At 69.2% G+C, this 23,782-nt stretch carries 10 protein-coding genes; 4 read left to right on the plus strand and 6 right to left on the minus strand.

The annotated features are described in order from the left end of the window. Positions 1-333 precede the first annotated feature (333 nt). The 4 genes from fadD32 (at position 334) to ABZ319_RS12560 (ending at position 9,509) form a co-directional block, all read left to right on the plus strand. Entirely contained in the window at positions 334-2,256 is a 1,923-nt protein-coding gene (fadD32, locus tag ABZ319_RS12545) for a long-chain-fatty-acid--AMP ligase FadD32 (RefSeq protein WP_354986486.1), read from the plus strand. Between the two features lie 154 nt (positions 2,257-2,410). Then, the gene (pks13, locus tag ABZ319_RS12550) at positions 2,411-7,582 is read left to right on the plus strand and encodes a polyketide synthase Pks13 (RefSeq protein ID WP_354986487.1); all 5,172 of its coding nucleotides are present in this window, start codon (positions 2,411-2,413) and stop codon (positions 7,580-7,582) included. A 52-nt stretch (positions 7,583-7,634) separates the two neighbouring features. Then, positions 7,635-9,179 carry an acyl-CoA carboxylase subunit beta gene (locus ABZ319_RS12555; RefSeq protein ID WP_354986488.1) on the plus strand — a complete coding sequence of 515 codons (1,545 nt, stop codon included), beginning with the start codon at positions 7,635-7,637 and terminating at the stop codon, positions 9,177-9,179. A 129-nt stretch (positions 9,180-9,308) separates the two neighbouring features. After that, positions 9,309-9,509 carry a DUF5988 family protein gene (locus tag ABZ319_RS12560; RefSeq protein ID WP_354986489.1) on the plus strand — a complete coding sequence of 67 codons (201 nt, stop codon included), beginning with the start codon at positions 9,309-9,311 and terminating at the stop codon, positions 9,507-9,509. Between the two features lie 12 nt (positions 9,510-9,521). On the opposite strand, the gene ABZ319_RS12565 is transcribed toward ABZ319_RS12560, so the two are convergent. The 6 genes from ABZ319_RS12565 to ABZ319_RS12590 all read right to left on the minus strand — a co-directional run bounded on the left by ABZ319_RS12565 (position 9,522) and on the right by ABZ319_RS12590 (position 23,599). Continuing rightward, positions 9,522-10,298: an alpha/beta hydrolase gene (locus ABZ319_RS12565; protein ID WP_354986490.1), complete on the minus strand. Its 777-nt coding sequence runs from the start codon at positions 10,296-10,298 to the stop codon at positions 9,522-9,524. A gap of 145 nt (positions 10,299-10,443) precedes the next feature. After that, positions 10,444-13,749: an arabinosyltransferase domain-containing protein gene (locus ABZ319_RS12570; RefSeq protein WP_354986512.1), complete on the minus strand. Its 3,306-nt coding sequence runs from the start codon at positions 13,747-13,749 to the stop codon at positions 10,444-10,446. Between the two features lie 281 nt (positions 13,750-14,030). After that, complete coding sequence (locus ABZ319_RS12575; RefSeq protein WP_354986491.1) at positions 14,031-17,315, minus strand: arabinosyltransferase domain-containing protein; 3,285 nt, start codon at positions 17,313-17,315, stop codon at positions 14,031-14,033. A 101-nt stretch (positions 17,316-17,416) separates the two neighbouring features. Then, the gene (locus ABZ319_RS12580; RefSeq protein ID WP_354986492.1) at positions 17,417-19,243 is read right to left on the minus strand and encodes a glycosyl transferase; all 1,827 of its coding nucleotides are present in this window, start codon (positions 19,241-19,243) and stop codon (positions 17,417-17,419) included. Between the two features lie 209 nt (positions 19,244-19,452). Next, entirely contained in the window at positions 19,453-21,318 is a 1,866-nt protein-coding gene (locus ABZ319_RS12585) for a glycosyl transferase (RefSeq protein ID WP_354986493.1), read from the minus strand. Positions 21,319-21,514: 196 nt separating this feature from the next. Beyond that, positions 21,515-23,599: a galactan 5-O-arabinofuranosyltransferase gene (locus tag ABZ319_RS12590; RefSeq protein ID WP_354986494.1), complete on the minus strand. Its 2,085-nt coding sequence runs from the start codon at positions 23,597-23,599 to the stop codon at positions 21,515-21,517. Positions 23,600-23,782 lie beyond the last annotated feature (183 nt).

Raw genomic sequence — 23,782 nt, forward strand, 5'->3', positions numbered from 1 at the left:
CCCGGGTCCGCCGGGTGCGGCAACTCACATCGATGCCATCGTGTGTGAACATCGCCCACCCAAACATCGACATTCGCGCCGGTGATCCCGTGTGCGGATGCCGAGTGAGCTGGGATATGTTTGGCCGCTCCGGAGCATGGCAGGGTGGCCGCTCTGTAACATGACCCTGGTTTGAGTACATCTAGCCAATAGACGGTCACCGCGCAGACCGCAACAGAATTCTGCAGGTCGGCTCTCGCAAGAGCTCCCCGCGGGCGAAAAGTCGGGGCCCCACACAGGCAACAGCGGCATCGTCGCCGCCCATGTCGCGTGTGCCTCGGAGGAGAAGAAGGAATGGACGAGACTTTCGACGATTACCTCGACGAAACGGGGAACATCACGATTCCCGAGGGGCGCACCCTCGTCGACTACGTCGAGAAGCACACAGCCGGGAATGACGCGAACGATCTGGCTTACCGCTACATCGACTACTCCCGTGAGCGCGACGGCGTGTACCAGGACCTCACCTGGAGTCAGTTCGGCACTCGGCTGCGCGCGGTGGCCGCTCGACTGCAGCAGGTGACCAAGCGCGGTGATCGGGTCGCGATCCTGGCCCCGCAGGGGCTGGATTACGTCATCTCCTTCTTCGCGGCGATCTACGCGGGCACCATCTCGGTGCCGCTGTTCGATCCGGACGAGCCGGGCCACACCGATCGCCTGCACGCGGTGCTCGGTGACTGCACGCCCGCGGCGATCCTGACGGCCAGCTCCTCGGCCGCCGGTGTACGCCAGTTCTTCCGTGCGCTGCCCGCGGCCCAGCGTCCCCGCATCATCGCCGTGGACGCGATCCCGGACAGTGTGGGCGAATCCTGGGTTCGCCCCGATATCGCGATCGACGATATCGCCTACCTGCAGTACACCTCGGGTTCGACACGCACCCCGGCGGGTGTGGAGATCACCCATCGTGGCGTCGGCACCAACGTGCTGCAGATGGTGAACGCGCTGGACCTGAACTGGAACTCGCGCGGCGTCACCTGGCTGCCGCTGTACCACGACATGGGCCTGCTCACGGTGATCCTGCCCGCGGTCGGCGGCAAGTACATCACCATCATGTCGCCGTCGGCGTTCGTGCGCCGCCCCTCGCGCTGGATCCAGGAACTGGCCGCCGTCTCCGACGGCGCCGGAACCTTCGCCGCCGCACCGAACTTCGCGTTCGAGCACGCCGCCGCGCGCGCCGTGCCCAAGGCCGGTGAATCGCTGGACCTGTCCAACGTGCTCGGCCTGATCAACGGCTCGGAGCCGGTGACCACCGGGTCGATGAAGAAGTTCAACGAGGCGTTCGCCCCGTACGGTCTGCCCAAGACGGCCATCAAGCCCTGCTACGGCATGGCCGAGGCCACCCTGTTCGTCTCGGCCACCCGGCACGAGGACGAGGCCAAGGTCATCTACGTGGACCGGACCGAGCTCAACGCCGGCCGGATCGTGAAGGTCGAGCACGGCACACCGAACTCGATCGCCCAGGTCTCCTGCGGCTACGTGGCGGTCTCGCAGTGGGGCGCCATCGTGGATCCGGCCTCGCTCGATTCCCCCGAGGGCGCGACCGAGCTGCCCGAGGGCCGGGTCGGCGAGATCTGGCTGCACGGCAACAACGTCGGCATCGGCTACTGGGGTCGCGCCGAGGAGACCCAGAAGACCTTCCGGAACCGGATCGTCAACCGGGTCGCCGAGGGCTCGCACGCCGAAGGCGTTCCGGTCGACGGCAATTGGCTGCGCACCGGCGACTACGGCGTGTACGTGGACGGCGAGCTGTACATCACCGGTCGCGTCAAGGACCTGGTGATCGTGGACGGCCGCAACCACTACCCGCAGGATCTGGAGTTCTCCGCGCAGGAGGCCTCCACCCAGCTGCGGGCCGGCTTCATCGCCGCGTTCTCGGTGCCGGCCAATCAGCTGCCCGCCGAAGTGTTTGCGGCGGAGAGCCATTCGGGTCTGCCCTACGATCCGGACAACGGTTCCGAGCAGCTGGTCATCGTGGCCGAGCGCGGCCCGGGCGCCGGCAAGGCCGACCCGCAGCCGATCGCGGACGCGGTGCGCGGTGCGCTCTCGACGCGGCACGGCGTGACCGCGCGGGACATTCTGCTGGTGCCCGCGGGCTCGATTCCGCGCACATCCAGCGGCAAGATCGCGCGCGCCGCCTGCAAGGCGGCCTACCTGGAGGGCACACTGCGTGGCGGTTACACGCAGCAGGCCTTCCCCGATGCTCCCGACGAGGAGTGAGCGGGACCATCTAACGTGGAGTGGCGCGGACCGGTGTGGTCCGCGCCACTCATGCTTGAAGCCCGCCGCTTCGCAGCGGCCCGCTGTTGCACATGGACACTCCCCGCCGATACACCGCCGCACACCGTAAGCAGACAGGTAGCTTGAGGAACTGATGGCTGAGAACGAGGGCACGGCCCCCACCCAGATGACCGATAATGCTCCGGCTGCGCCCGCTGACGCGGCCGTGAAAGCGGCTCCCACCGGCGCCGATATGACGGTGGCGGAGTTGCGGGAATGGTTGCGCAGATGGGTCGCCGACGCGACCGGGCAGCCGCTCGAGCAGATCACCGTGGATCGCCCCATGGAGGAATTCGGCCTGGCGTCGCGGGACGCGCTCGCGCTCGGCGGTGACATCGAGGAGCTGACGGGCGTCATCCTCAACGCCACGATCGTCTACCAGCACCCCACGATCGCCTCGCTCGCGGAGCGAATCATCAACGGGGAACCGGACCTTCCGGCCGAATCGGCCGACGACTCGTTCTACACCGCGGGGTACACCCCGGACGAGGCGCACGACATCGCCATCGTCGGGCTGTCCACCCGCCTGCCGGGTGCGGGCGAAACACCCGAATCCACCTGGGATTTCCTCATCAATCGCGGTGACGGCATCCGCGACCTACCCGAAGGCCGCTGGTCGGAGTTCCTGTCCGACCCGCGCGCGGCCGAGGCCGTCGCGAACGCGAACACCAAGGGCGGCTACCTCGATCAAGAGGTCATCAAGGGCTTCGACGCCGAATTCTTCGCCACCTCGCCGGTCGAGGTGGAGCGCATGGATCCGCAGCAGCGGCTCACCATGGAACTCACCTGGGAAGCGCTGGAGCACGCCAGGATCCCGGCGAACACCCTCAAGGGCGAGGCCGTCGGCGTCTACGTCGGCTCCTCGGGCAACGAGTTCATGCTCATCGCCGCCATGAGCGTCGGCAACACCGAGCAGGACAAGACCCCGCTCTCGGCCGAGGCCTACGGCATCATGGGCAGCGTCTCGTCGATCATCGCCAACCGCACCTCGTACTTCTTCGACTTCCGCGGCCCGTCGGTGGCCATCGACACCGCGTGCTCGTCCTCGCTGGTCGCGGTGCACGACGCGGTGCGCGCGCTGCGCAGCGGCGAAGCCGATCTGGCCCTGGCCGGCGGTGTGAACGCCCTGGTCGCACCGATGGCGACGCTGGGCTTCGACGCCAACGGCGGTGTGGCCAAGGACGGTCACATCAAGGCGTTCTCCTCCGACGCGGACGGCATGGTCCGCGCCGAGGGCGGCGCGCTGGTGGTGCTCAAGCGCCTCGCCGACGCCGAACGCGACGGCGACACCGTGTACGCGGTCATCAAGGGCTCCGCGGTCAACAACGACGGCCGCTCCAACGGCATGCTCGCGCCGAACCCGGACGCGCAGGCCGAGGTGCTGCGCCGCGCCTACCGCGATGCCGGAATCGCCCCGTCCAGCGTCGATTACATCGAGGCGCACGGCACCGGCACCCTGATCGGCGATCCCATCGAGGCCGACGCGCTCGGCCGGGTGATCGGCCGCGGCCGTGACGACGACAAGCCCGCGCTGCTGGGCTCGGCCAAGACCAACTTCGGGCACCTGGAGTCCGGGGCGGGCGCCGCGGCGCTGGCCAAGGTCATCATGTCGCTGCAGCACAACGTGATTCCGCCGAACCTGGGCTACGCCGGACCCAACCCCTACATCCCGTGGGACACCGCGCATCTCAAGGTCGTCGAGCAGCCGACCGAGTACCCGCGCTACAGCGGTAAGGCCACCGTCGGCGTCTCCGGCTTCGGTTTCGGCGGCACCAACGCGCACATCGTCGTGCAGGAATACGTCAAGACTCCTGTCGCCCCGGCCACCGACGCCGCCGCGCCCGCGCCGGTCGATCTCGACAACGAGAACACCGACGTCATCTCCGAGGCCGAGCACATCACCGCCGAGGCCGCCGCGCCGGAACCGGAATGGGCCGACCGCGACGAGCCGCTGCCGCTGATCCTGCCGGTCTCGGCGTACCTGCCCTCGCGCCGCCGCCGTGCCGCCACCGATCTGGCCGACTGGCTGGAAAGCGAAGCGGGACAGGCGACTCCGCTCGCGGATGTGGCGCGGTCGCTGGCCAAGCGCAACCACGGCCGCTCGCGCGGCGTGGTGGTGGCCAAGACGCACGAGGAGGCCGTCGCCGGTCTGCGCGCCATCGCCGAGGGCAAGCCGGGCACCGGCGTCTACACCGCCGACGCGCCCGCCGCGCGCGGTGCGCTGTGGGTCATGGCCGGTTTCGGCGCCCAGCACCGCAAGATGGGTAAACAGCTCTACAACGAGAATTCGATCTTCCGCAGGACCGTCGACGAGGTCGACGAGTACGTGCTGGACGAGGCCGGGTACTCGGTGCGCGAGATGATCCTGGACGACGAGCAGGATTGGGACATCGGCACCGGCCAGGTCGGCACCTTCACCATCCAGCTCGGCCTGAACGCGGTGCTGCGCGCGCACGGCGCGGAACCCGCGGGCATCGTGGGTCATTCGCAGGGAGAGGTCGCGGGCGCGTACATCTCCGGCGGTCTGACCCTGGAGGACGCGGTCCGCGTCATCTGCGCCCGTTCGCGGCTGATGGCCGAGGGCGAGGCCATGATCACCGACGACCAGGTGCGCAACATGGCGCTGGTCGAGTACTCGGCCGAGGCCATCGCCGAGATCCTGGTGGACTACCCGGACATCGAGGTCGCGGTCTACGCCGCGCCGACCAACACCGTCATCGGCGGCCCGCCGGATCAGGTGCACGCGATCGTGGCGCGCGCCGAGGCCGAGGGCAAGTTCGCGCGCGTGCTGCAGACCCGCGGCGCGGGCCACACCTCGCAGATGGACATGCTGCTCGGCGAACTGGCCGCCGAGCTGGCCGGTCTGGAGCCGACCGCGCTGAAGCACGATCTGTACTCCACCGTCCACAAGGAGAGCGTCTACCGGGCGGGCAACCCGCCGGTGCACGACGTGGACTACTGGGTCACCAACATGCGCGGCTCGGTGTACTTCACCAACGCCATCGCGCAGGCGGTGAACTCGGGCATCACCACCTACCTGGAGCTGGCGCCGAACTCGGTGGCGCTCATGCAGGTGCTGGGCACCACGTTCGCCGCGGGCGTGCACAACGCCGCGCTGATCCCCACGCTCAAGCGCAAGGAAGACGAGTCCGCCGCGGTCATCTCGGCGCTGGCGCAGCTGTACGTGCAGGGCCACGCGGTGGATCTGCCGTCGTTGCTGCCCGCGGGCGCGTACGCGCCGGTGCCGCGTACCGCGTTCGTCCGGAAGCAGTACTGGCCCAGGGTCGCACTGACCGGCGGCGACTCGGGCGCGGGCCGGATTCCGGGCGCGCACGTCGCGCTGCCGGACGGCCGGCACGTCTGGGAGGTGCAGGCCCCGGCCGTCACCGACCTGGTCGCGCTGGTGAATGCCGCCGCCGCACAGGTGCTTTCGGCGGTGAGCGTGGGCGCGACCGTGGCGCACGCCGCGATTCCGGCCACCGGCACCCTGACCACCACGCTGACCCCGCACCTGGGCGGCGCGTCGGTGGCGGTGCACGCCAAGCAGGGCGCCGCCTTCACCGCGCTCTTCGACGCCGTCGTCACCTCCGGCGCGCCGCTGCCGGAATCGGTGGTGGCACAGCCGGTCGCGGCCCCGGCCGCCGAGGTCGAGGTCATCGAGGTGACCGGCGATCGCTGGGATCCCAACGGCAAGCAGACCATCGAGCAACGCCTGGCGATCATCGTCGCGGAGTCCATGGGCTACGCCGTCGAGGATCTGCCCATGGAGATCCCGCTCATGGAACTGGGCCTGGACTCGCTCATGGCCATGCGCATCAAGAACCGCGTGGAATACGAATTCGATATTCCGCAGCTGCAATTGCAGGCGGTGCGCGATGCCAGCCTGCTCGAGGTCGGCAAGGTGCTGCGCTACGCCATCGAGCACCGCGAGGAGCTGGCCGACATCGCCGCGCGCCAGGCCGCCGGCGAGGACATCTCGGTCGACGGCGATCTGGTCGCCGCCGCGCGCGCGGCCATGGCGGCGGGCACCGATCCGCTCGCGGTGCTGCCGACCGCGGCCGACCGGCTCGACGCCGAGGCCGCGGACGTGATCGCCGAGGCCACCGAGATCGTGGCCGAGGCCGAATCCACTACTACCGCAGCCGATTTCGAGTCCGCGCCGCCGGTCGGGGAGACCGACAAGGACAACGTGCCCCCGCGCAACGGCGCCGAGCGCCTGGCGTACGGCACCTGGGCGCTGGCCACCGGCAAGTCCGCGGGCGGCATCTTCAACCCGCTGCCCGAGCTGGACGACGCCACCATGGACAAGCTGGTGGCCCGGCTCTCGGAGCGGGTCAAGAACCAGGTCAGCGCGGATGAGGTGCGGGCCTGCAAGACCATCGAGAAGCTGGCCGATCTAGTGGCCACCTACCAGGAGCACGGCGACGACGTCGAGGGCTTCGTCCGCACCCTGCGCGCGAAGGAGGCCGGTTCCACCGCGGTGCCGGTCTTCGTCTTCCACGCCTCGGGCGGCAACACGCTCGTGTACGAGCCGCTGCTCAAGCGCCTGCCCGCCGGCACCCCGATGTACGGTTTCGAACGCGTCGAGGGCTCCATCGAAGAGCGTGCGCGCCAGTACATTCCGGAGATCCGCAAGCGGCAGCCGGAAGGACCGTACTTCCTCTACGGCTGGTCGCTGGGCGGCGTGTTCGCGCTGAAGGTCGCCGAGCTCATGCGCGCCGAGGGCGCGGACGTGCGCGAGGTCGGCCTGATCGACGTGGCGCTGCCGTCGCAGCCGCACCTGGACACCCCGGAGGAGCGGGTGAACCGGGTCCGGCGTTTCCAGGCGTTCGCCAAGAAGACCTACGGTTTCGAGGGCGAACTCGACGACGAGCAGCTCGAGGAATTGGCCGCGGCCACGGACGCCGAGCAGATCGACATCGTCCTGGAACTGGTCAAATTCGCCGGAGTGGACATTCCGGGCGGCGTGCTCGAACATCAGCGCAGCTCGTACATCGACGGCGGTGAACTGCAGCGCATCTCGCCGCAGCACTACGACGGCCACGTGGTGCTCTACCTCGCGGACCGCTACCACGACGGAATCATCGAGCTGGAGCCACGTTTCGGGGAGCGCCTGCCCAATGGCGGCTGGGACGAGCACATCCCGAATCTGGAGGTCATTCACATCCCCGGCGACCACATCGATATCGTGGACGAGCCGCGCATCGCGACCATCGGCGCCGATCTGACCAAGAAATTGGGGGCCGTCGACACGACGCCGAAATAGCCGCGCTGCGAAACGGGTTCTGCGAAAGTAGGTTTCTACCGAAGGGAGTCCTGTGAGCACTACCGCCGAGAAACTCGCTGACCTGCGACGGAAGTTGGAAGTCGCGAGGGAACCGGCGGGTGCCGCGGGGATCGCCAAGCGCGAGCGCAAGCACATCCCTTCCGCTCGCGACCGGATCAACATGCTGCTGGACCCCGGTACCTTCGTGGAAATCGGTGCGCTGGTTCGCAATCCGGGCGACAAGGACGCGCTGTACGGTGACGGCGTCGTCACCGGTCACGGTCTCGTCGAGGGCCGCCCGGTGGCGGTGTTCTCCCACGACCAGACCGTGTACGGCGGTTCGGTCGGGGAGATGTTCGGCCGCAAGGTGGCCGGCATCATGGAGTTCGCCGCCAAGGTGGGCTGCCCGGTGGTCGGCATCAACGACTCCGGCGGTGCGCGCGTGCAGGAGGCGGTGACCTCGCTGGCCTGGTACGCCGAACTCGGCCGCCGACAGGAACCGCTGTCGGGCCTGGTGCCGCAGATCTCCATGATCCTGGGCAGCTGCGCGGGCGGCGCGGTCTACGCGCCGATCAACACCGATATCGTCGTGGCCACCGAGGCCGCGTACATGTTCGTGACCGGTCCCAAGGTGATTCGCGAGGTCACCGGCGAGGACGTGAGTCTCGAGGAACTGGGCGGGGCGCGCAGCCAGGCCGAGTACGGCAACATCCACCATGTCGCGAAGGACGAACTGGCCGCCTTCGAATGGGTGCGCCAGTACCTGGGCTACCTGCCGTCGAGTTGCCAGGAATTGCCGCCGATCGTGAATCCTGGCCTGGAGCCGGACATTACGGACTCCGATCGGGAATTGAACGCCATCGTGCCCGATGCCGACAACGCCGGTTACGACATGTACGACATCCTGATCCGGATCTTCGACGACGGTGAATTCCACGAGTTCGGCGACTCCGCGGCCCGAAATGTCATCTGCGGCTTCGCCCGTGTGGACGGGCGCAGCATCGGCGTGGTCGCCAATCAGCCGCTGGTCTACGCCGGCGCCCTGGACGCGCGCGCCTCGGACAAGGCCGCGCACTTCGTCCGGCTCTGCGACGCGTACGAGATCCCTTTGGTTTTCGTGGTCGACACCCCCGGCTTCCTGCCCGGCGTGGAGCAGGAGAAGATCGGCGTCATCAAGCGCGGCGGGCGATTCATCTTCGCGTTCGTCGAGGCGACCGTGCCCAAGGTGACGGTGGTGATCCGCAAGTCCTACGGCGGCGGCTACGCCGTGATGGGATCCAAGCAGCTCGGCGCGGACGTGAACCTGGCGTGGCCGACCGCCCGCATCGCGGTCATGGGCGCGGAGAGCGCGGTCAGCCTGATCGGCGCGAAGTCGCTGGAGGCCGCCCCCGAGGAGCAGCGCGCGGCGATGCGCCGGCAGATGATCGCCTTCTACAACGCCACGATCGCCACCCCCTGGGTCGCGGCCGAGCGCGGCTACATCGACGCGGTCATCGACCCGGCCGACACCCGCCTGGAAATTCGTAAGGCGTTGCAGCTACTGCGCGACAAAACCGTCGCCCGTAACCCGCGCAAACACCATCTTCTTCCGCTCTGATCCGAGGCCGTCGCCGTTCGGATGGGAGTGGAACGGGGTCGTCCGGGGGTGCGAGATGTGTCCGATTTGCGGCTCGCCGATTGGGGCGAATCGATTGGTCGGGTGACCCGCATGTGAGAGCCTTCAGCTATGAGTAGCTCACCTAAGGCATTGCTCGAAGGCGGACCTGACGGGCTCGATCACCGCATCGTGCCCATTACGCCGCCGGGAATCGAGTTGCGGGTGGCGTTCGGCGGCGGCTACGAGCGGTTCAAGGTGACCCCGCGCTGGGAGGACACTCCCGAGGGGAGCCTCCCGGTCTACGAGTGGGTGGCCCACATCCCGGGCTGAGCGCCGCCGGGACTACCGATGCGCCGGTTCGGCGCGGCGGATGGGCTGCCGCGTCGGGGCCGGATCGTTGCCGAGGAAGTCCGCGATCTCCGCGTAGACCTGCCCCGGCTTCTCCATGACCAGCAGATGCGAGGTCGCGGGGATGATGGAGAGTTCGGAATCGGGGATCGCCCGGTACAGCGCGATGGTGTGTTCGAGTGCGACGGCGTCGTCGTCGCCGGACATGACCAGGGTGCGGTGCGGGATGTCGCGCAGATCCTCGGGGGCCAGGGTCGGGCCGGTGCGGCCCATGTCCAGCATCTTGGCGGCCACGACGGGGAAGTGGGTTTCGCCGTGCGGGGAGACCTCGCCGTAGCGCCCGGCCAGGTACTTCTGCGTGTCCGGATCCTCGAATCCGTCCATGACGCCGGGCAATACGCCGATGTGGTGGAAGTTTCCGCTGATCAGCACCAGCTTGCGGACCAGGTCCGGTCGGCGCAGCGCGACCAGCATCGCCACGTTCGCGCCGTCGCTGTGCCCGACCAGGTGCGCGGGCTCGCCGACCACCTTCTCCAGGAACGCGATGAGATCCTCCGCCATCACCTCGTAGGTGAGCGGGCCCTCCACGTCCGGGGTGTGGCCGTGACCGCGGCGGTCGGTGGTGTACACGCGGAAACGGCCGACCAGCGCGGGCATGGCGGGGGCGAACATGCGTGAATCCACGAACCCGCCGTGCAGCAGGACCACCGGTTCGCCGTCACCGTGTACGTCGTACCAGGTCGCTACATCTCCGAGTTGAATATTCACCATGGCTATATCTTCCCGGTAGGTTCCGCCCGTGCTCACAACGGGTGGGTTTCCCCGGTGAGCAGGGGTGAAACGGTGGTCCGGGCGGGCGGAACGACAACGGCCGCCCGCGGATCGCGGGCGGCCGTTCATCGGATCGGCGTGCGGGTCAGGAGACCCGGAGCTGTCCCGGGGACCAGAAGCCGGAGCGGGTCGCCGTCGAGGTCTCGATCTCGGCGGGCTGGGCCGGGTAGTACTGGTCGTACTGCTCCAGCGAACCCCAGTCCCGATCCCAGTCCTCGTTCAGATAGGTCGGGATCGTCTTGGACTTGGCCAGCATCTCGGTGAAGCCCAGCGGGCCGCCGTTCTCGGCCGCCTGCCAGGTGTTGGTGGAGCTGATGGCCAGCGGGCGGTCCGGCAGGATGCGGAAGTTCGGCATCTCCGCCACGCCGTAGCGGTGATCGAACGGGCGCTGGCACGGGAACTGCAGGCCCACCGCCCAGTCCAGCAGCACCGGCTGGGTGGAGCCGATGTAGCTGTTGAGCGTCTGCAGCTTGGGCACGCGCGGCGCGGTGAAGGCCAGCCACTGATCGCCGATGAGGATCGGGTCCTTGGCGTTGATCCGCACCGCGTCCGCGTTCTCCGGCAGCGCCGAGAACGGCACCCGCAGGTTGCGCCACGACGGGGCCGGGCCGATGTCGCGCGGCAGGTAGGAGCCGAGCTCGGTGACGGTGCCGTCGGCCTCGCGGTGGCCGTACTCGACCACCAGCGACTGCCCGTAGGTCATGTTGCCGGTGTCGTCGAAGGACAGGATGCGACCCGCGGCCGAAATGACAACCAGCGGAGCGTCATCCGAGCGCGCGGGCAGCTGGTACCAGCTGGACTTCATCTCGGCGGGCTGCTGCACGCCGTCCTGGTAGCTGCCCATGACCGGGGTGGTGGCGGGATCGAGGCCGAACGGCAGCGCCGCGGTGCTGCCGTTGATGCCCTCGGCGCCCTTGCCGCCGGCGGTGCCCGCGCTCTCGCCCTCTTCGAAGGCGGGACCGATGGTCTGGGTGTCGGTGTTGCCGGTGCCCGGCTTCACCTCGACGTTGTCGGCGCTGATCTTCTCCGGAATGCCGTTGGGGGAGAAGCCGATCGGGTTCGCCCCGGCGAGCGGATCGTTGTTCACCGGCGGGTTGGCCGGATCGATGATCGGGGTCAGGTTGCCGCCGTTGACATCGGTCTCCACCAGCACGTCATTGGCCAGGCCGCACGAATTGCCGCCCACCGCATCGAAGTTCGAGCGGGCCAGGGAGTACGCGGGGTACTGCGACACCGCGCCCTTGACCAGCGACAGCACCTCGAAGGCCACCATGAGCGCGGCGATGACGGTGAGCGGAATCGCCGCGAAGCGCCGAACCCGCCTGCCGCGCGCGGTCTTTCCGCTCGCCATCGGCTTGGCGTAGCCCTCGCGCAGCGACTGCCAGGCCACCAGCGCCAGCGCCAGGCCGAACAGCATGAGCATGAGGGTGTTGGACTGGTAGCCGCTGAGCGAGACCCGCTTGTCGTACCAGGGCACGCCGTAGCTCGAGACGTACCAGTAGCCGTTGATGCCGGAGAAGGCCACGGCCAGGGTGAACAGCAGGCCCGCCAGGAACACCGACCGGTTCTTGCGCGAGCGCAGCGCCGTGGCCGAGACCGCGACCGCGGTGACCGCCGCCAGCGAGCCCGCGATGCCCGCGTACGCGCCGAAGTGGTGCGTCCACTTGGTCGGGTTGAACATCATGAAGAAGATGGTTCCGAAGACCACGCCCATGAGCCGCCAGGTCGGCGCGGAGGCGATGCCCGGCACCTGCCGCCGGCGCAGCAGCACCAGCATCGTGGTGATCAGGCACAGGATCATGAGCAGGAAGGCGAAGCGGCGCGCGAGCGAGCCGTCGACGGTCTCCACGAACAGGTAGTAGTAGCGCAAATAGTCTTCGTACCAGGCCAGATTCGGGCCGATCGCCTGCCGGACGCGGTTGGCCTCCATGATTCCGGAGAAGGTCTGATCGCCGAAAACGACCACCAGCACCAGTAATCCGGACGCGGCGATGGGTGCGAGCAGCGCCGTGGTGCCGAACTGCCGGTGCCTGCGCACCACGATGTGGACCAGCGGGCGGATGCCGGCGAGCAGCGCGGCGACGCACATGAGGCCGGTCGGCGCGGCGGCCAGGGTGAACGCCGCGACCAGCACCGCGATGGCGGCGGGCAGCAGGCGCGCGGTGGCGATGGCGCGTTCGATGGAGACCCAGGTCAGCAGCGCGCCGAGCGCGACGATCGGCTCCGAGCGCAGGCCGTTGCAGTAGGGCAGCCAGAACGCCAGGAAGACCAGGCCGCCGGTCCACAGCGCCACCTTGGAGGTCGCCACGCCGCGGCCCAGGCGCGGCACCACCTCGCGGCTGATCACCAGCCAGCACAGGATGCCGCACAGCAGCGCCGGAATGCGCACGACCGGGCTGGCCGTGGAGATTTCGGAGAACGCCTGGATGACGTAGTAGTACCAGCCGAACGGGGCCTCGGGGACGCCGAACCAGCGGAAGTAGTTGGCCATGTAGCCCGCGTGCGGCGCCGCCCGGACCATGGTCATGATGTAGCCGTCGTCGGAGGTGTTGGCGCCCACGAAGTGCCACAGCAGCAGCGTGCCGATGATGCCGCCGTCCGCCCAGGTCGGCTTCAGCCAGTGCCGGGGGAAGATGCGCCGGTGCCCGCGGCCGTCGCTGGTGTCCAGTGCCGCGAGCGCGCCCAGCGACAGCAGGGTCAGCAGCACGGCCGCGACGATGGCGGCCAGCTTGAGCAGGGTCGGGGTGGAGGAGAACCGCGAGTCCACCGTCATGGAGAAGGAAAGGCCCTGCGGCACATCACCCTTCATGTCGGTGAAGACGCCGACCACCTGGGGGCGCAGGTCACCGAGCAGGCGGCCCTCGACGGGGACGGTGACGTTCTCGCGCCCGCCGTTCGCGGTGACCCGTTCCGCGGTGCGGGTCAAACCCTCGAAGACGGCGGAGGTCTGGGTGTTGTCGGAGGTGATGACGATCTGCGTGCAGTTCGCCATTTCCGACCGCTGCGCGGTTGCCACGACCGCGTTGCGGTCCAGCACGTCCACGCTCTCGCCGGACACGCGGACGAACAAGCCCTGCAGGTCCGCTCCGCTACCCTGTGGCGGCGCGGTTGCCAGCAGGATGCCGCCGCGCGGATCCAACTGATTCACCGCCGCGCAGGGAATGGTGGCCCGCAGTTCCAGCGGCACCTGCGACATGAGCGCGGCGTCGATGCTCTCCAGTGTCCCGCGCTGCGGCCACTGCACCGTCGCGACCGTCTGCTTCACCGGCAGGAACGGGGTCGCGAGCGCGAACAGCGCTCCCAGCACGCCCGCGACGATCGCTATCAGCTTCGCGGTGCGGTAGTCGCGAGGCGTCGCCGTGGGAGGCGGCGGCGTAGCGGGTTTGCTCAGGACAGCGGAGGCGTCGGGCACGGTTGCTGATGGTACTGGGCTCCCCCGCCTCCCCGGATATTCAGCGCCCGGCCTGAGAGCCGTTGACCGTCGTGCACGCGTGGTGCGGATTCGCGCGCACACAATTTTGGGGGTACCCCCGGAGTTACCCCGATCTCACGAGATCAGGTGTCCGGGCCGGAGCTTCGGCGATTTCACCAGATCAGGCAGTCTTTCGCACCCTTCGGTGGCAGCTTTCGCACCCGCCGGACTCGTGGTGGCGACGGGTGCGAAAGCGATCTCTACTTCGCTCGGATCGGTGCGTCTTTTGCGAAGCCGGTGCGGGTTTCGACGACCACCTGCAAGTCGGCCGGGGCCGCGTCCGGGACGTACGGGGTGAAGCGCTCCAGGGAGCCCCAGTCCCGGGACCAGTCGTCGTTCAGGTAGGACGGGATCGTCGCGGACTTCAGCAGCAGGCCCGTCCAGCCGAGGGGGCCGCCGCCGATGTCGTCCTGCCAGGCGTTGGAGGCGTCCGAGCCGGTGCGGTCGGGCAGGATCCGCCACTCGGGGACCTCGGCCACGCCGTCGTGGTGGTCGAAGGGGCGCTGGCAGGGGAAGGCCAGGCCGACGTGCCAGTCCTCCAGGACCGGGGCACGGTCGCCGACAACGGAGTTCAGCGTCTCCAGCTTCGGGAGGCGCGGCGGGGTGACGGCCAGCCACTGGCGCTGGGTGATGTCCACGTCGTTGGCCACCAGGCGAACGGCGTTGACGCCCACCGGGATCTGGTCCAGCGGGACGCGCAGGTTGCGCCACGACGGCGCGGGGCCGATGTCGATCGGCCGGACGCGGCCGGTGCCGGTCATCGTGCCGTCGGCGGCGCGGGTGCCGTACTCCAGGAACAGATCCTGGCCGTAGGTCTCCACGCCGTCCTTGTTGACCGACCGGATGCGGCCCGCGGCGGTGATCGCGAGCACCCGGTAGGCCGGGTCCGAACGCATGTCGCCGGTCAGGTCCAGGCGGTACCAGCCGGTGGTCAGCTTGGCGACGGCCTGCTCGTCCTCGCTGTAGCTGCCCAGTACCGGGGTGGTGGCGGGGTCGAGGTCGAAGGGCAGGGTGACGGTGCTGCCGTTGACGCCGGTCTCGGCGCTGGTGCCGCCGCCGGTGCCCGCGCCGGTGGTGTTGGTGGTCTTGTTGGCCGAGTCCTTGTCGACCGAGTTCGCGCCGCCGGTGACGGTCTCCTCGGCGTCGGCGGTGAGGTCGGTGGCCACGCCGTTGGGGGTGAATCCGGTGTTCTCGGCGGACAATCCGTCCGCGACCGAGCCGGTCCAGGGCCGCAGCAGCGAATCGCGCGTGTTCGTCTCCACCAGTACGTCATTGGCCAGCCCGCACGAATCACCGCCCAGGGCCTGGATATTGGACTTGGCGACCGAGTACGCGGGGTACTGGGTGACGGCGGCCTTGGCGAGCGAGGCGACCTCGAACAGCACCAGGGCGGCCGCGGCGATGGTGAGCGGCATGCTGGCGAATTTGTCGAAGCCGCGCACCGGTTTCGGCGTCGTGTACGGCTCGCGGTAGTGCTGGAACGCGGCGATGAGCAGGCACAGGATGGCCAGGCCCAGGAACAGCGTGGAGAAGCCCTTGCCCGCGACGAGCGGTGCCTTGTCGAACCACGGCACGCCGTAGCTCGACACGTACCACCAGCCGTTGGGTCCGGTGAACGTCATGGCGAGCAGGAAGAACACGGCCGCGGTGAACAGGGTGCGATTGCGCGGCGAGCGAATCCCGTTGACGCCCACCGCGACCGCGGCCAGCGCCGCCACCGAGCCCGCGAGCCCGGCGTACACGCCGAAGTGGTGCGTCCACTTGGTCGGAGTGAACATCATGAAGAACAGCGACATGAAGACGATGCCGAGAATGCGCGCGGACGGTCCGCGCGAGGTGCCCGGGATGCGGCCGTTCTTGCGCAGCATCACCATCACGCACACGCCCAGGCACAGCAGCATGGCCAGAATGCCGAAGCGCCGGGCCAGCGAGCCGTCCGGGGAGAGCATGAGCAGCGAATCCCACCGCGTGCGTTCGTCGAACCACGCCACGTTGGGCCCGATGGCGGTGCGGACGCGGGTGGCCTCCATGACCGAGGCGAGCGTCTGATCCGCGAAAACGACCACCAGGACCAGGGTTCCGGCCGCTATGCCGGGCGCGAGCAGGGCCGCGTAGCGCAGCAGGGCGGGGCCGGTGTTCTTTCCGTCCGAGCGGGCCTGCTTGATGATGACCTGCAGCACCGGCCGGGATCCTGCCACCAGCGCGGCCAGGCAGATGAGCCCGGTCGGCCCGGCGGCGAGCGAGAACGCGGCGATCAGGACGCCCACCGCCGCGGGCAGCAGCCGGCCGGTCGCGATGGCGCGTTCCATCGAGCACCAGGTCAGCAGTGCGCCGGCGGCGATGAGGGGTTCGGGGCGCAGGCCGTTGTCGTACGGCATCCAGGCGGCCAGGAACACGAGTCCGGCGGTCCAGACCGCGACGTTGTCGCGGCGCACGCGTGCGCCCAGGCGCGGCAGCACTTCCCGGCTGATCACCAGCCAGCACACGATTCCGGCCAGCAGCGACGGCAAGCGCATCCACGGGCTGGAGTCGCTGATGCGCGACATCCACACCAGCACCTCGTACGGCCAGCCGAACGGGGCCTCGGCGACGCCGAACCAGCGGTAGTAGTTGGCCATGTAGCCCGAAACCTTCGAGGCCCGAGCCATGTTCAGGATGTAGCCGTCATCGGAGGTGTTGGCGCCGATGAAGTGCCAGAGCACCAGCGTGCCGAGCACCACGCCGTCGGCGGGCCGGAAACGCCACCAGTGCGCGGGCAGGAAGCGCCGCGGCTTGCGGCCGTCGCGGGTGTCGAGCAGATGCAGTGCGAGCAGGGCGATCAGCGTGCACAGGACCGCGCCGGCGATGGCGATGCGCTTGATCCAGCTCGGGGTGCTGCTGAAGCGCGCGTCGATCTCGGCGTGCGCCGTCGAGGCCCCGAGCCGGTCCTTCGGCAGGTCGGTGAACATGCCGACCAGCTGCGGCCGGGTGTCGCCCGCGACCCTGCCCACGAACGGGGTGCCGTCCTTGCGCGCGGCTCCCGCGAACTCCGCGCGGGTCTCGGTCGCGTCCGAGTGCAGGGTCAGGGACCCGCAGTTCTGGATCTCGTCGATCGGCGCGGACAGCAGCGGAATGTTGCGCAGCAGAACCGAAATCGTGCGCTGGGCCGGGACGGCGGGGTTCGCCTCGGCGGCCGCCGCATCGTCCACCCGGACCACCAGCCCCTTGTCGACCGCCTTCCCGGATGCCACCGGGACGGTCGAGAACAGGGTGCCGGTGGGCCGCTCGCGCAGTACCTCGCAGCCGATGCTGACATCGAGCGTCAGCGGCGTGTACGACACCAGCGGCGCTTCGATGTTCACCGCGTCGCCCTGCGGCCAATTCAGGGTCGGCCGATCCTGTTTCACGGGCAGGATCGGCGTCAGCACCGCCAGCAGAAAGCCCAGCAGTCCGGAGACCACGGCGATGAGGCGGATGCGATGAAACGCTCGGGTGTCTTCGCGCACGATCCCCGATGCTAGCGATCACGGGGCCCGGCGGTCCGTTCGCCGTGCTCGGACCGCCGGTCGGCGGTCGGGCCGTGGGGATTTCGCGCCGCGCGGTCGCGTCAGCGGAGGTGCCGCACGTCCCAGAGCCAGACCCCGCCCACCTGCCGCGCCGGAATGCCGAGGAGTTGATCCACGGTGGTGCGCAGGGTGACGCTGTCCTCGTTCACGTCCAGGACCAGCACGTCGGTCTCCCAGTACCGCAGGTCGATGACGGCTTGATCGCGGTCGGCCTGATCGATGACCGGGACGGTGGTCGAGCCGAGCACCCGTTCCAGCTGATCCAGCCGCGTGAGCAGGCGCGAGGTCGGCCGCTCGTCGGCGCCGTACCGGGACCGCCCGTCCGCGCCGTCCGGCCCGACGAAGTAGCCGCCGACCAGGGGGAACGCGAAATCGGAGTCGACCTGCCACTGCAGGGCGGGCGTATCGATCGCGGTGGCGGGCGGCACGGACATCACGCCGCCGCCGGACAGGTACCCCGCCACGGTGCCGTCGGTGAAGAAGACCGGCGTCGGGGAGCGGTCGGAGACCGGCAGCATGGTCGGTGCGATCGGGGCGAGCGCGCACGCGATCGCGGTGAACCAGACGATCGGCTGCCACCGCGTGCCCGCGGTGCGCCAGTGGTCGATCGCGCGCTGGGTGGCCAGGGTCATGACGATGGCCATGGCCGGAACGGCCGCCATGGTGAAGCGCGATTCGATGATCCCGTTCACCGGCGGAATCCAGCCGAACAGGATCCACGGCATGGGGATGATCGTGTAGTTGCCCGCGAAGGACAGCACGATGCCCATCGACAGCGCGCTGAACCCCAGGGCGACGACCAGGCAGGCCCGCACGATCCGTTCGCGCCACAGCAGCGCCGTGGCCACGAGCAGCACCAGCACCAGTGGCCAGCCGAAGTAGGAATTGTGCTCTGTCGGATTGATTTCCACGTCCGGGCCGATCGACAGGGCGGCGCCGGCCGATTGCGCGGAGAACTGGAACGGCGCGAGGATGTCGTTGCCCACGCGGCCCAGTCCGACGAACCGATACGACTGCGGCCCGAAGAACTGCCAGCCGAGCGGAATCGCGGTGAGCGTCAACGTGATCAACGCGGCGAGCCCCACCGGCGGCGCGATGACCCGCACCGTTCGGACGATGTTCGCACGGGTGCGCAGGTAGGCCAGGCCGAAGACCGCGAAGGCCAGCGCGAAGATCAGCAGCGGCTCCTCGCCCAGCGAGATCTGCAGGGCGACGAGCAATCCCAGCACGATCGAGTCGCGCGGCCGCCGCTCGCTCCCCGCCTCGGGGGCGTCCTGCGCAAGGCGCGCCATCTTGACGACGCGTTGCGCGATGAACGGGAGCAGCACCAGGAAGACGAAATTCGGGTGACCGTTGGTGTGCGAGATCATGGCGGGCGCGAAGCCGCAGAACACGCCGCCCAGGGCCGCGGCGGCCTTGGAGCTCACCAGTTCCCGCGAGAAGACCCAGTACCAGCCGAACGCCGTGCCGGACAGGCCGAGGGTGAGGGCGAGCACGAAGGTGACGGTCGGCCCGAACAGCAGGGTCACCGGCGCGAACGGCACGCCGAACCCGTACATGAGCGTGTTCGCCATCAGGTTCACGCCGTCGGGATAGTTCTGCAGCGTGGTGAAGAACGGACTCGCGCCGTCGGTGATGTTGTGCGCCCCGAGCGCGTAGAACCACTCGTAGAGGATCTGATCCTGATCACTGTTGGTCAGGTAGCCGGTGCCCGTGTTCCGCCACAGGTCGCCGACCACGAACACCGCCAGCGCCAGATATCCCAGGCCGATCAGAACATCCGTGCGCGCCGCGCGCAGCCGCCCCGCGAGGGACGGCCGTCTTCGCCGGGGCGGAGCCTCCGGTGCGTCGTGCTTCGAAACCTCCACCGCCGGTCGGACTTTCACGGTCCGATCGGTCGCCCACCCCAGTGCCACGCGCCCTAGCTCCCTCTGACAATCACGTTCGAGATCAGCCGCTCACGGTACCCGGGCGCGAGTGATACACGGTCACGGAGATTGTCTTCGCGAACGACCCCGCGCGCGAGCCCCGGATTGTCCGGGGTCCGCGCCGCGGCTCGGCGGCGATCAGGGACGGCTCAGACGAGCCCGCGCACGTCCCACAGCCAGACGCCGTCCACCCGCTGCGCCGGGAAGCCCAGCAGCTGATCGACGGTGTAGCGCAGGGCGTCACTGTTCTCGGTCGGCGGCAGCACCACCACGTCCGCCTGCCAGTAGCGCAGGTCGGCCAGGGCCTGATCACGCACGGCCTGGTCGATGACCGGCACCCGATTCGACTTCTGCGCCTGCATCAGCAGGCTGGCGGTGGGCCGGTCGTCGGGGCCGTAACGGCCCTTCTTGTCCACGCCGGTGGGGCCGACGAAGTAGCCGCCGGCCAGCGGGAACGTGAAGTCGGCGTCGGACTGCCAGCGCAGCGCGCGGGCATCCGGCGGGGTGGGCGGCGGGGCCACGACCACCGAGCCGTCCGAGACGTACTGGCGCACTGTCCCATCGGCGAAGAAGGCCGGGGTGGGGGAGCGCTCCACCACCGGCAGGATGGTCGGGGCCAGCGGCAGCAGCGCGAACGCCAGCGCGCCGAACCAGGCCAGCGGCCGCCAATCGGTGACCGAGACCTTCCAGTAGTCCAGGGCGCGCTGGGTGGCGAAGGCCAGGATCAGCGCGATGGCGGGCACGGCGGCGATGGTGAAACGCGATTCCAGGACCGAGTTCAGCAGCGGCACCCGCTCGAAGAACTTCCACGGCAGCGCGAAGCCGGTGTCGTGCTTGCCGAACATCAGCGTCGAGCCCAGCGAGAGCGCGGTGAAGCCCAGGATGACCACGGTCGCGGCGCGCACCGCGCGCTCGCGCCACATCAGCACGGCCGCGACGGTGATCACCAGCAGCAGCGGCCACCCGAAGTACGAGTTCTCCTCGGTCGGGTTGATGGCCACGTTCTGCCCGTGCATGACCATGCCGCCGAGCGATTCGGAGGGGAACTGGAACAGCGCCTTGAAGTCGTTGCCCATCGGGCCGTGATCGATCATCCGGTACGACTGCGGGCCGAAGAACTGCCACCACAGCGGAATCTCGGTGAGCGCCACCGTGATCAGCGCGGCCAGCAGCACGGTCGGGGTGATCGAGCGCAGTACGCGCAGCATGGCGCGCGGGGTGTGCAGGTAGTACACGAGCGCGAAAACAGCGAAGGACAGCGCGAATATGAGCAGCGGCTCCTCGCCGAGCGCGATCTGCAGGGCGACCAGCAGGCCGAGCACGAACGCGTCACGCAGGCGCCGCGCCTTGCGGGCCTCGAGCGAATTGTTCGCGCGCCGAGCCATTTTGATGATCTGCAGGGCGATGAGCGGCAGCAGCGCCAGTACCACGAAGTTGGGGTGCGCGTTGGCGTGCGAGATCATGGCGGGCGCGAAGCCGCAGAACAAACCGCCCACGGCCGCAGCGAATTTGGAGCTCACCAGTTCGCGCGAGAACAGCCAGTACCAGGCGAAGGCGGTGCCGAACAGGCCGAGCGTGAGCACCAGCACGAACGTGACAGTCGGCCCGAACAGCAGCGTGACCGGCGTGAGCGGGACGCCGACGCCGAACATGGCGGTGTTGGCCATCATGTTCACGCCGTCGGGGTAGTTCTGCAGCAGCGTGCTGAGCGGATTCTCGAAGTTGGCGATCTTGTGGGCGGTGACCGCGAAGAACCACTCCCACATCGTCTGGTCCTGACCGCTCTTGATCAGGTAGCCGCTGCTGGGGTGCAGCCATTGCCCGGCGAGTACGAAGATCGCCAGCGCCAGATAACCGGTGGCGACGATCAGATCGGTACGCGCCGAGCGGATTCGGCGAAGGACCCGCTGCGGCCGCGTCGCTTCCGGGTGAACCGGCCGCGGTGCGGTCCGATCCAGCACCGCCACCGCGGATTCCTGCTCGGATGCTCGGATGTTCGCCCACCCCAATGCCACGCGCCAACTCCTCTTGCCTTCACAATCAGCGGCTCACGCTACCGGTCCCGGCTGAGATTGCGCTGGCAAGTGGATGAGTTATCCACAGAAACGGGCCTGTATCCCCAGATTCGGACGCGATTCTGGGGATAAGTGAGCCTTGTCTCGTCCTCTTATTCAGATTTGTAGTGAGCTACACCACATTTCGCGAAACCGCTCACGGTTGCCGCACCACGAGGGTGAAAGGTCCGATGTCGGTGACGCGGAAGTGCGGGTCCGCGAACAGTGTTCGGGGGAACGCGACGGTGTACCGCTTCACGTTCGGATCGTTGGGGTAGACGTCCTCGGACAGGCGCAGGGTGTAGTCGTCGCCCGCGCGGCGGAACAGGAAGGCGTCCGGCGCCCGCCACGGGCAAACCTCCAGCGCCGCGATCAGCTCCGGCGCGGACGCCAGCGTGCTCCAGCGCTTGATCTCGGCCGCGCGCGCGGGGAAGTCCGCGAGCGGATTGGCGTAGTGCGAGGTGAGCGCCTGGAAGCCCCAGTACGGGTAGATGGCCAGGAAACCGGTGTCCGCGGTGAGCAGCACGCTCTCGTCGCGGGCGCGGCCGGTCTGCTCGCGCAGCGCCGCGTCCACGGCCGCGTAGTGCGAGACCGCGGACGGCGGCCGCTTGTCCGCGCGCACGCCGTCACCGTCGGTGTCGGTGTAGGCGGTGGTGATCTCCACGTCCAGCACGTGCGGGATCTGCTGGGCGAACGCCACCGCGGCCAGCACCGCCACCACCGCGGCGGCCGGTCGCAGCCGGGCGGGCTCGTTGAGCACCTGGTACAGCGCCCGGACGCCCTCGACGAAACCGAAGGAGCCCGCCGCGGCCAGCAGGGCCAGCAGGATCGGTTCGAGGCGGAAGGCCAGCAGGGTGGTGCCCGCGGCGGTGGCGGCCATGGAGAGCAGGCACCACAGGTACACGGCCACCACGCCGATGCCCAGCCCCTGCGCCCGGCGGGAGCTGCCCGCCCGCAGTACCAACCAGACGATGCCGAGCAGGCAGAAGCCGCCGCGCAGGGAGAGCTCGAACATGGGCAGCGGCAGTTCCGCGCCGGATTCGGGCAGGTAGTGCAGGGCGCTGCCGCCGGAGCTGACGCCCTTACCGCTGAGCGTGTCGATGATGATGGGCAGCCACACCGTCAGCGCCAGCAGGCCCGCGATGACGGCGATGGTCACCAGTCGCACGAGAATCGGCGTGATCGTGCGCCAGGCCCCGCGCACCGGGGTCGCCGGCTCGAGTCGCCGCGCCGCCCGCAGCGCGGCCCGGCGTTCGCGCAGCGCCAGGCCCATCGCGATCAGCGCCATCAGGGTGACCGCGAAGGCGGCCACACCCAGGTACAGCGTGTAGAAGGTCGCCGCGAGGCCCAGGAACAGTCCGGTGCCGATGACCGCGCCCCAGCCGCCCGCGGTCGCCGCGGCCGGTTCGGCCGGGCGGTACAGCGCGCCCCAGGCCAGGATCAGCACCGGTACGAACAGCAGGATGAGCACCGCGCTGTAGGCCTCGGGCGAGCCGTAGGCCAGCGTCATGGCGGTGACCGCGGTCGCGACCGGCACCGCCCAGTCCGCGCGAATCAGCTTGGACCACAGCACGAGTGCCAGCACCGCCGCCACCGCGAGCCCGATGATGGCGAACGGCTTGAACGCCGCCCAGCCGTCCAGCCCGGCGAGATTCGCGAAGCGGCCGCCGACCCAGAACCAGCCGCCGGGATAGAACGGAGGCAGGTCGATGTAGTTCATATCCCGCAGTGCCACACCGTCGGTCAGCCGCGTCAGGTACTGGGTGCGGAACTCCTGATCGACCGAGAGCCCGAACAGGTACAGCTTGGTCGCGGCCAGCGGCATGCCGAGGGTGACCGTGACGAAGGCCGAAAGTCCGGCCCAGGACAGCACTTTCGCCAGCAAGGGGCGCCGGTGCGCGCGAATCAGCGCGACGGCGATCACCAGCACGGCGATCGCGGCCACCTGCCCGACGGTGGTCAGCGCCCGGGTCACGTTGGAGGAGTTGAACGCGGGCCACTGCACGCGCCCGAAGGCGAACAGGCCGATACCCGCCACGACGCCCGCGACGACGAGTGCGAGGATCGCGTCGCCCAGGGCATTGCCGACGAGCCGCGTCGCCACCGTGCCCCGGCGTGCGCCCGGATCCGGTACGGGGGTGGCCCCTGAAGCGTCCGGTGCGGGGGCCTGCGGCGGGGGAGTCGCAGCGGTCGGGGTCGCCGGTGGGACTTCCGGGGTGGCCCCGGGGCCCGTGGCGCTCATCGGCGCGCCCCACTCGCATCGGGCACGTTCGCGCCGTACGCAGCCAGCCGCTCGATGTTTCGCACTCCGCCTCCGGATCCTCGTCACCGTGCCCGGCGCCCAACCGGCCGCCGCGGGTCAGCCTAATGGCCACCGGCGCCCGCGCGCCCGCGCACGGCACCGGCGACGGTCCGTGCGCGGGCC

It is taken from the genome of Nocardia sp. NPDC005978, from assembly GCF_040614455.1.
Taxonomy (GTDB): domain Bacteria; phylum Actinomycetota; class Actinomycetes; order Mycobacteriales; family Mycobacteriaceae; genus Nocardia.

Bases quoted from the DNA above. Each gene is read 5' to 3' on its own strand.
- ABZ319_RS12590 (WP_354986494.1), bottom strand. From the start codon at position 23,599: ATGAGCGCCACGGGCCCCGGGGCCACCCCGGAAGTCCCACCGGCGACC.
- pks13 (WP_354986487.1), top strand. From the start codon at position 2,411: ATGGCTGAGAACGAGGGCACGGCCCCCACCCAGATGACCGATAATGCT.
- fadD32 (WP_354986486.1), top strand. From the start codon at position 334: ATGGACGAGACTTTCGACGATTACCTCGACGAAACGGGGAACATCACG.
- ABZ319_RS12560 (WP_354986489.1), top strand. From the start codon at position 9,309: ATGAGTAGCTCACCTAAGGCATTGCTCGAAGGCGGACCTGACGGGCTC.
- ABZ319_RS12565 (WP_354986490.1), bottom strand. From the start codon at position 10,298: ATGGTGAATATTCAACTCGGAGATGTAGCGACCTGGTACGACGTACAC.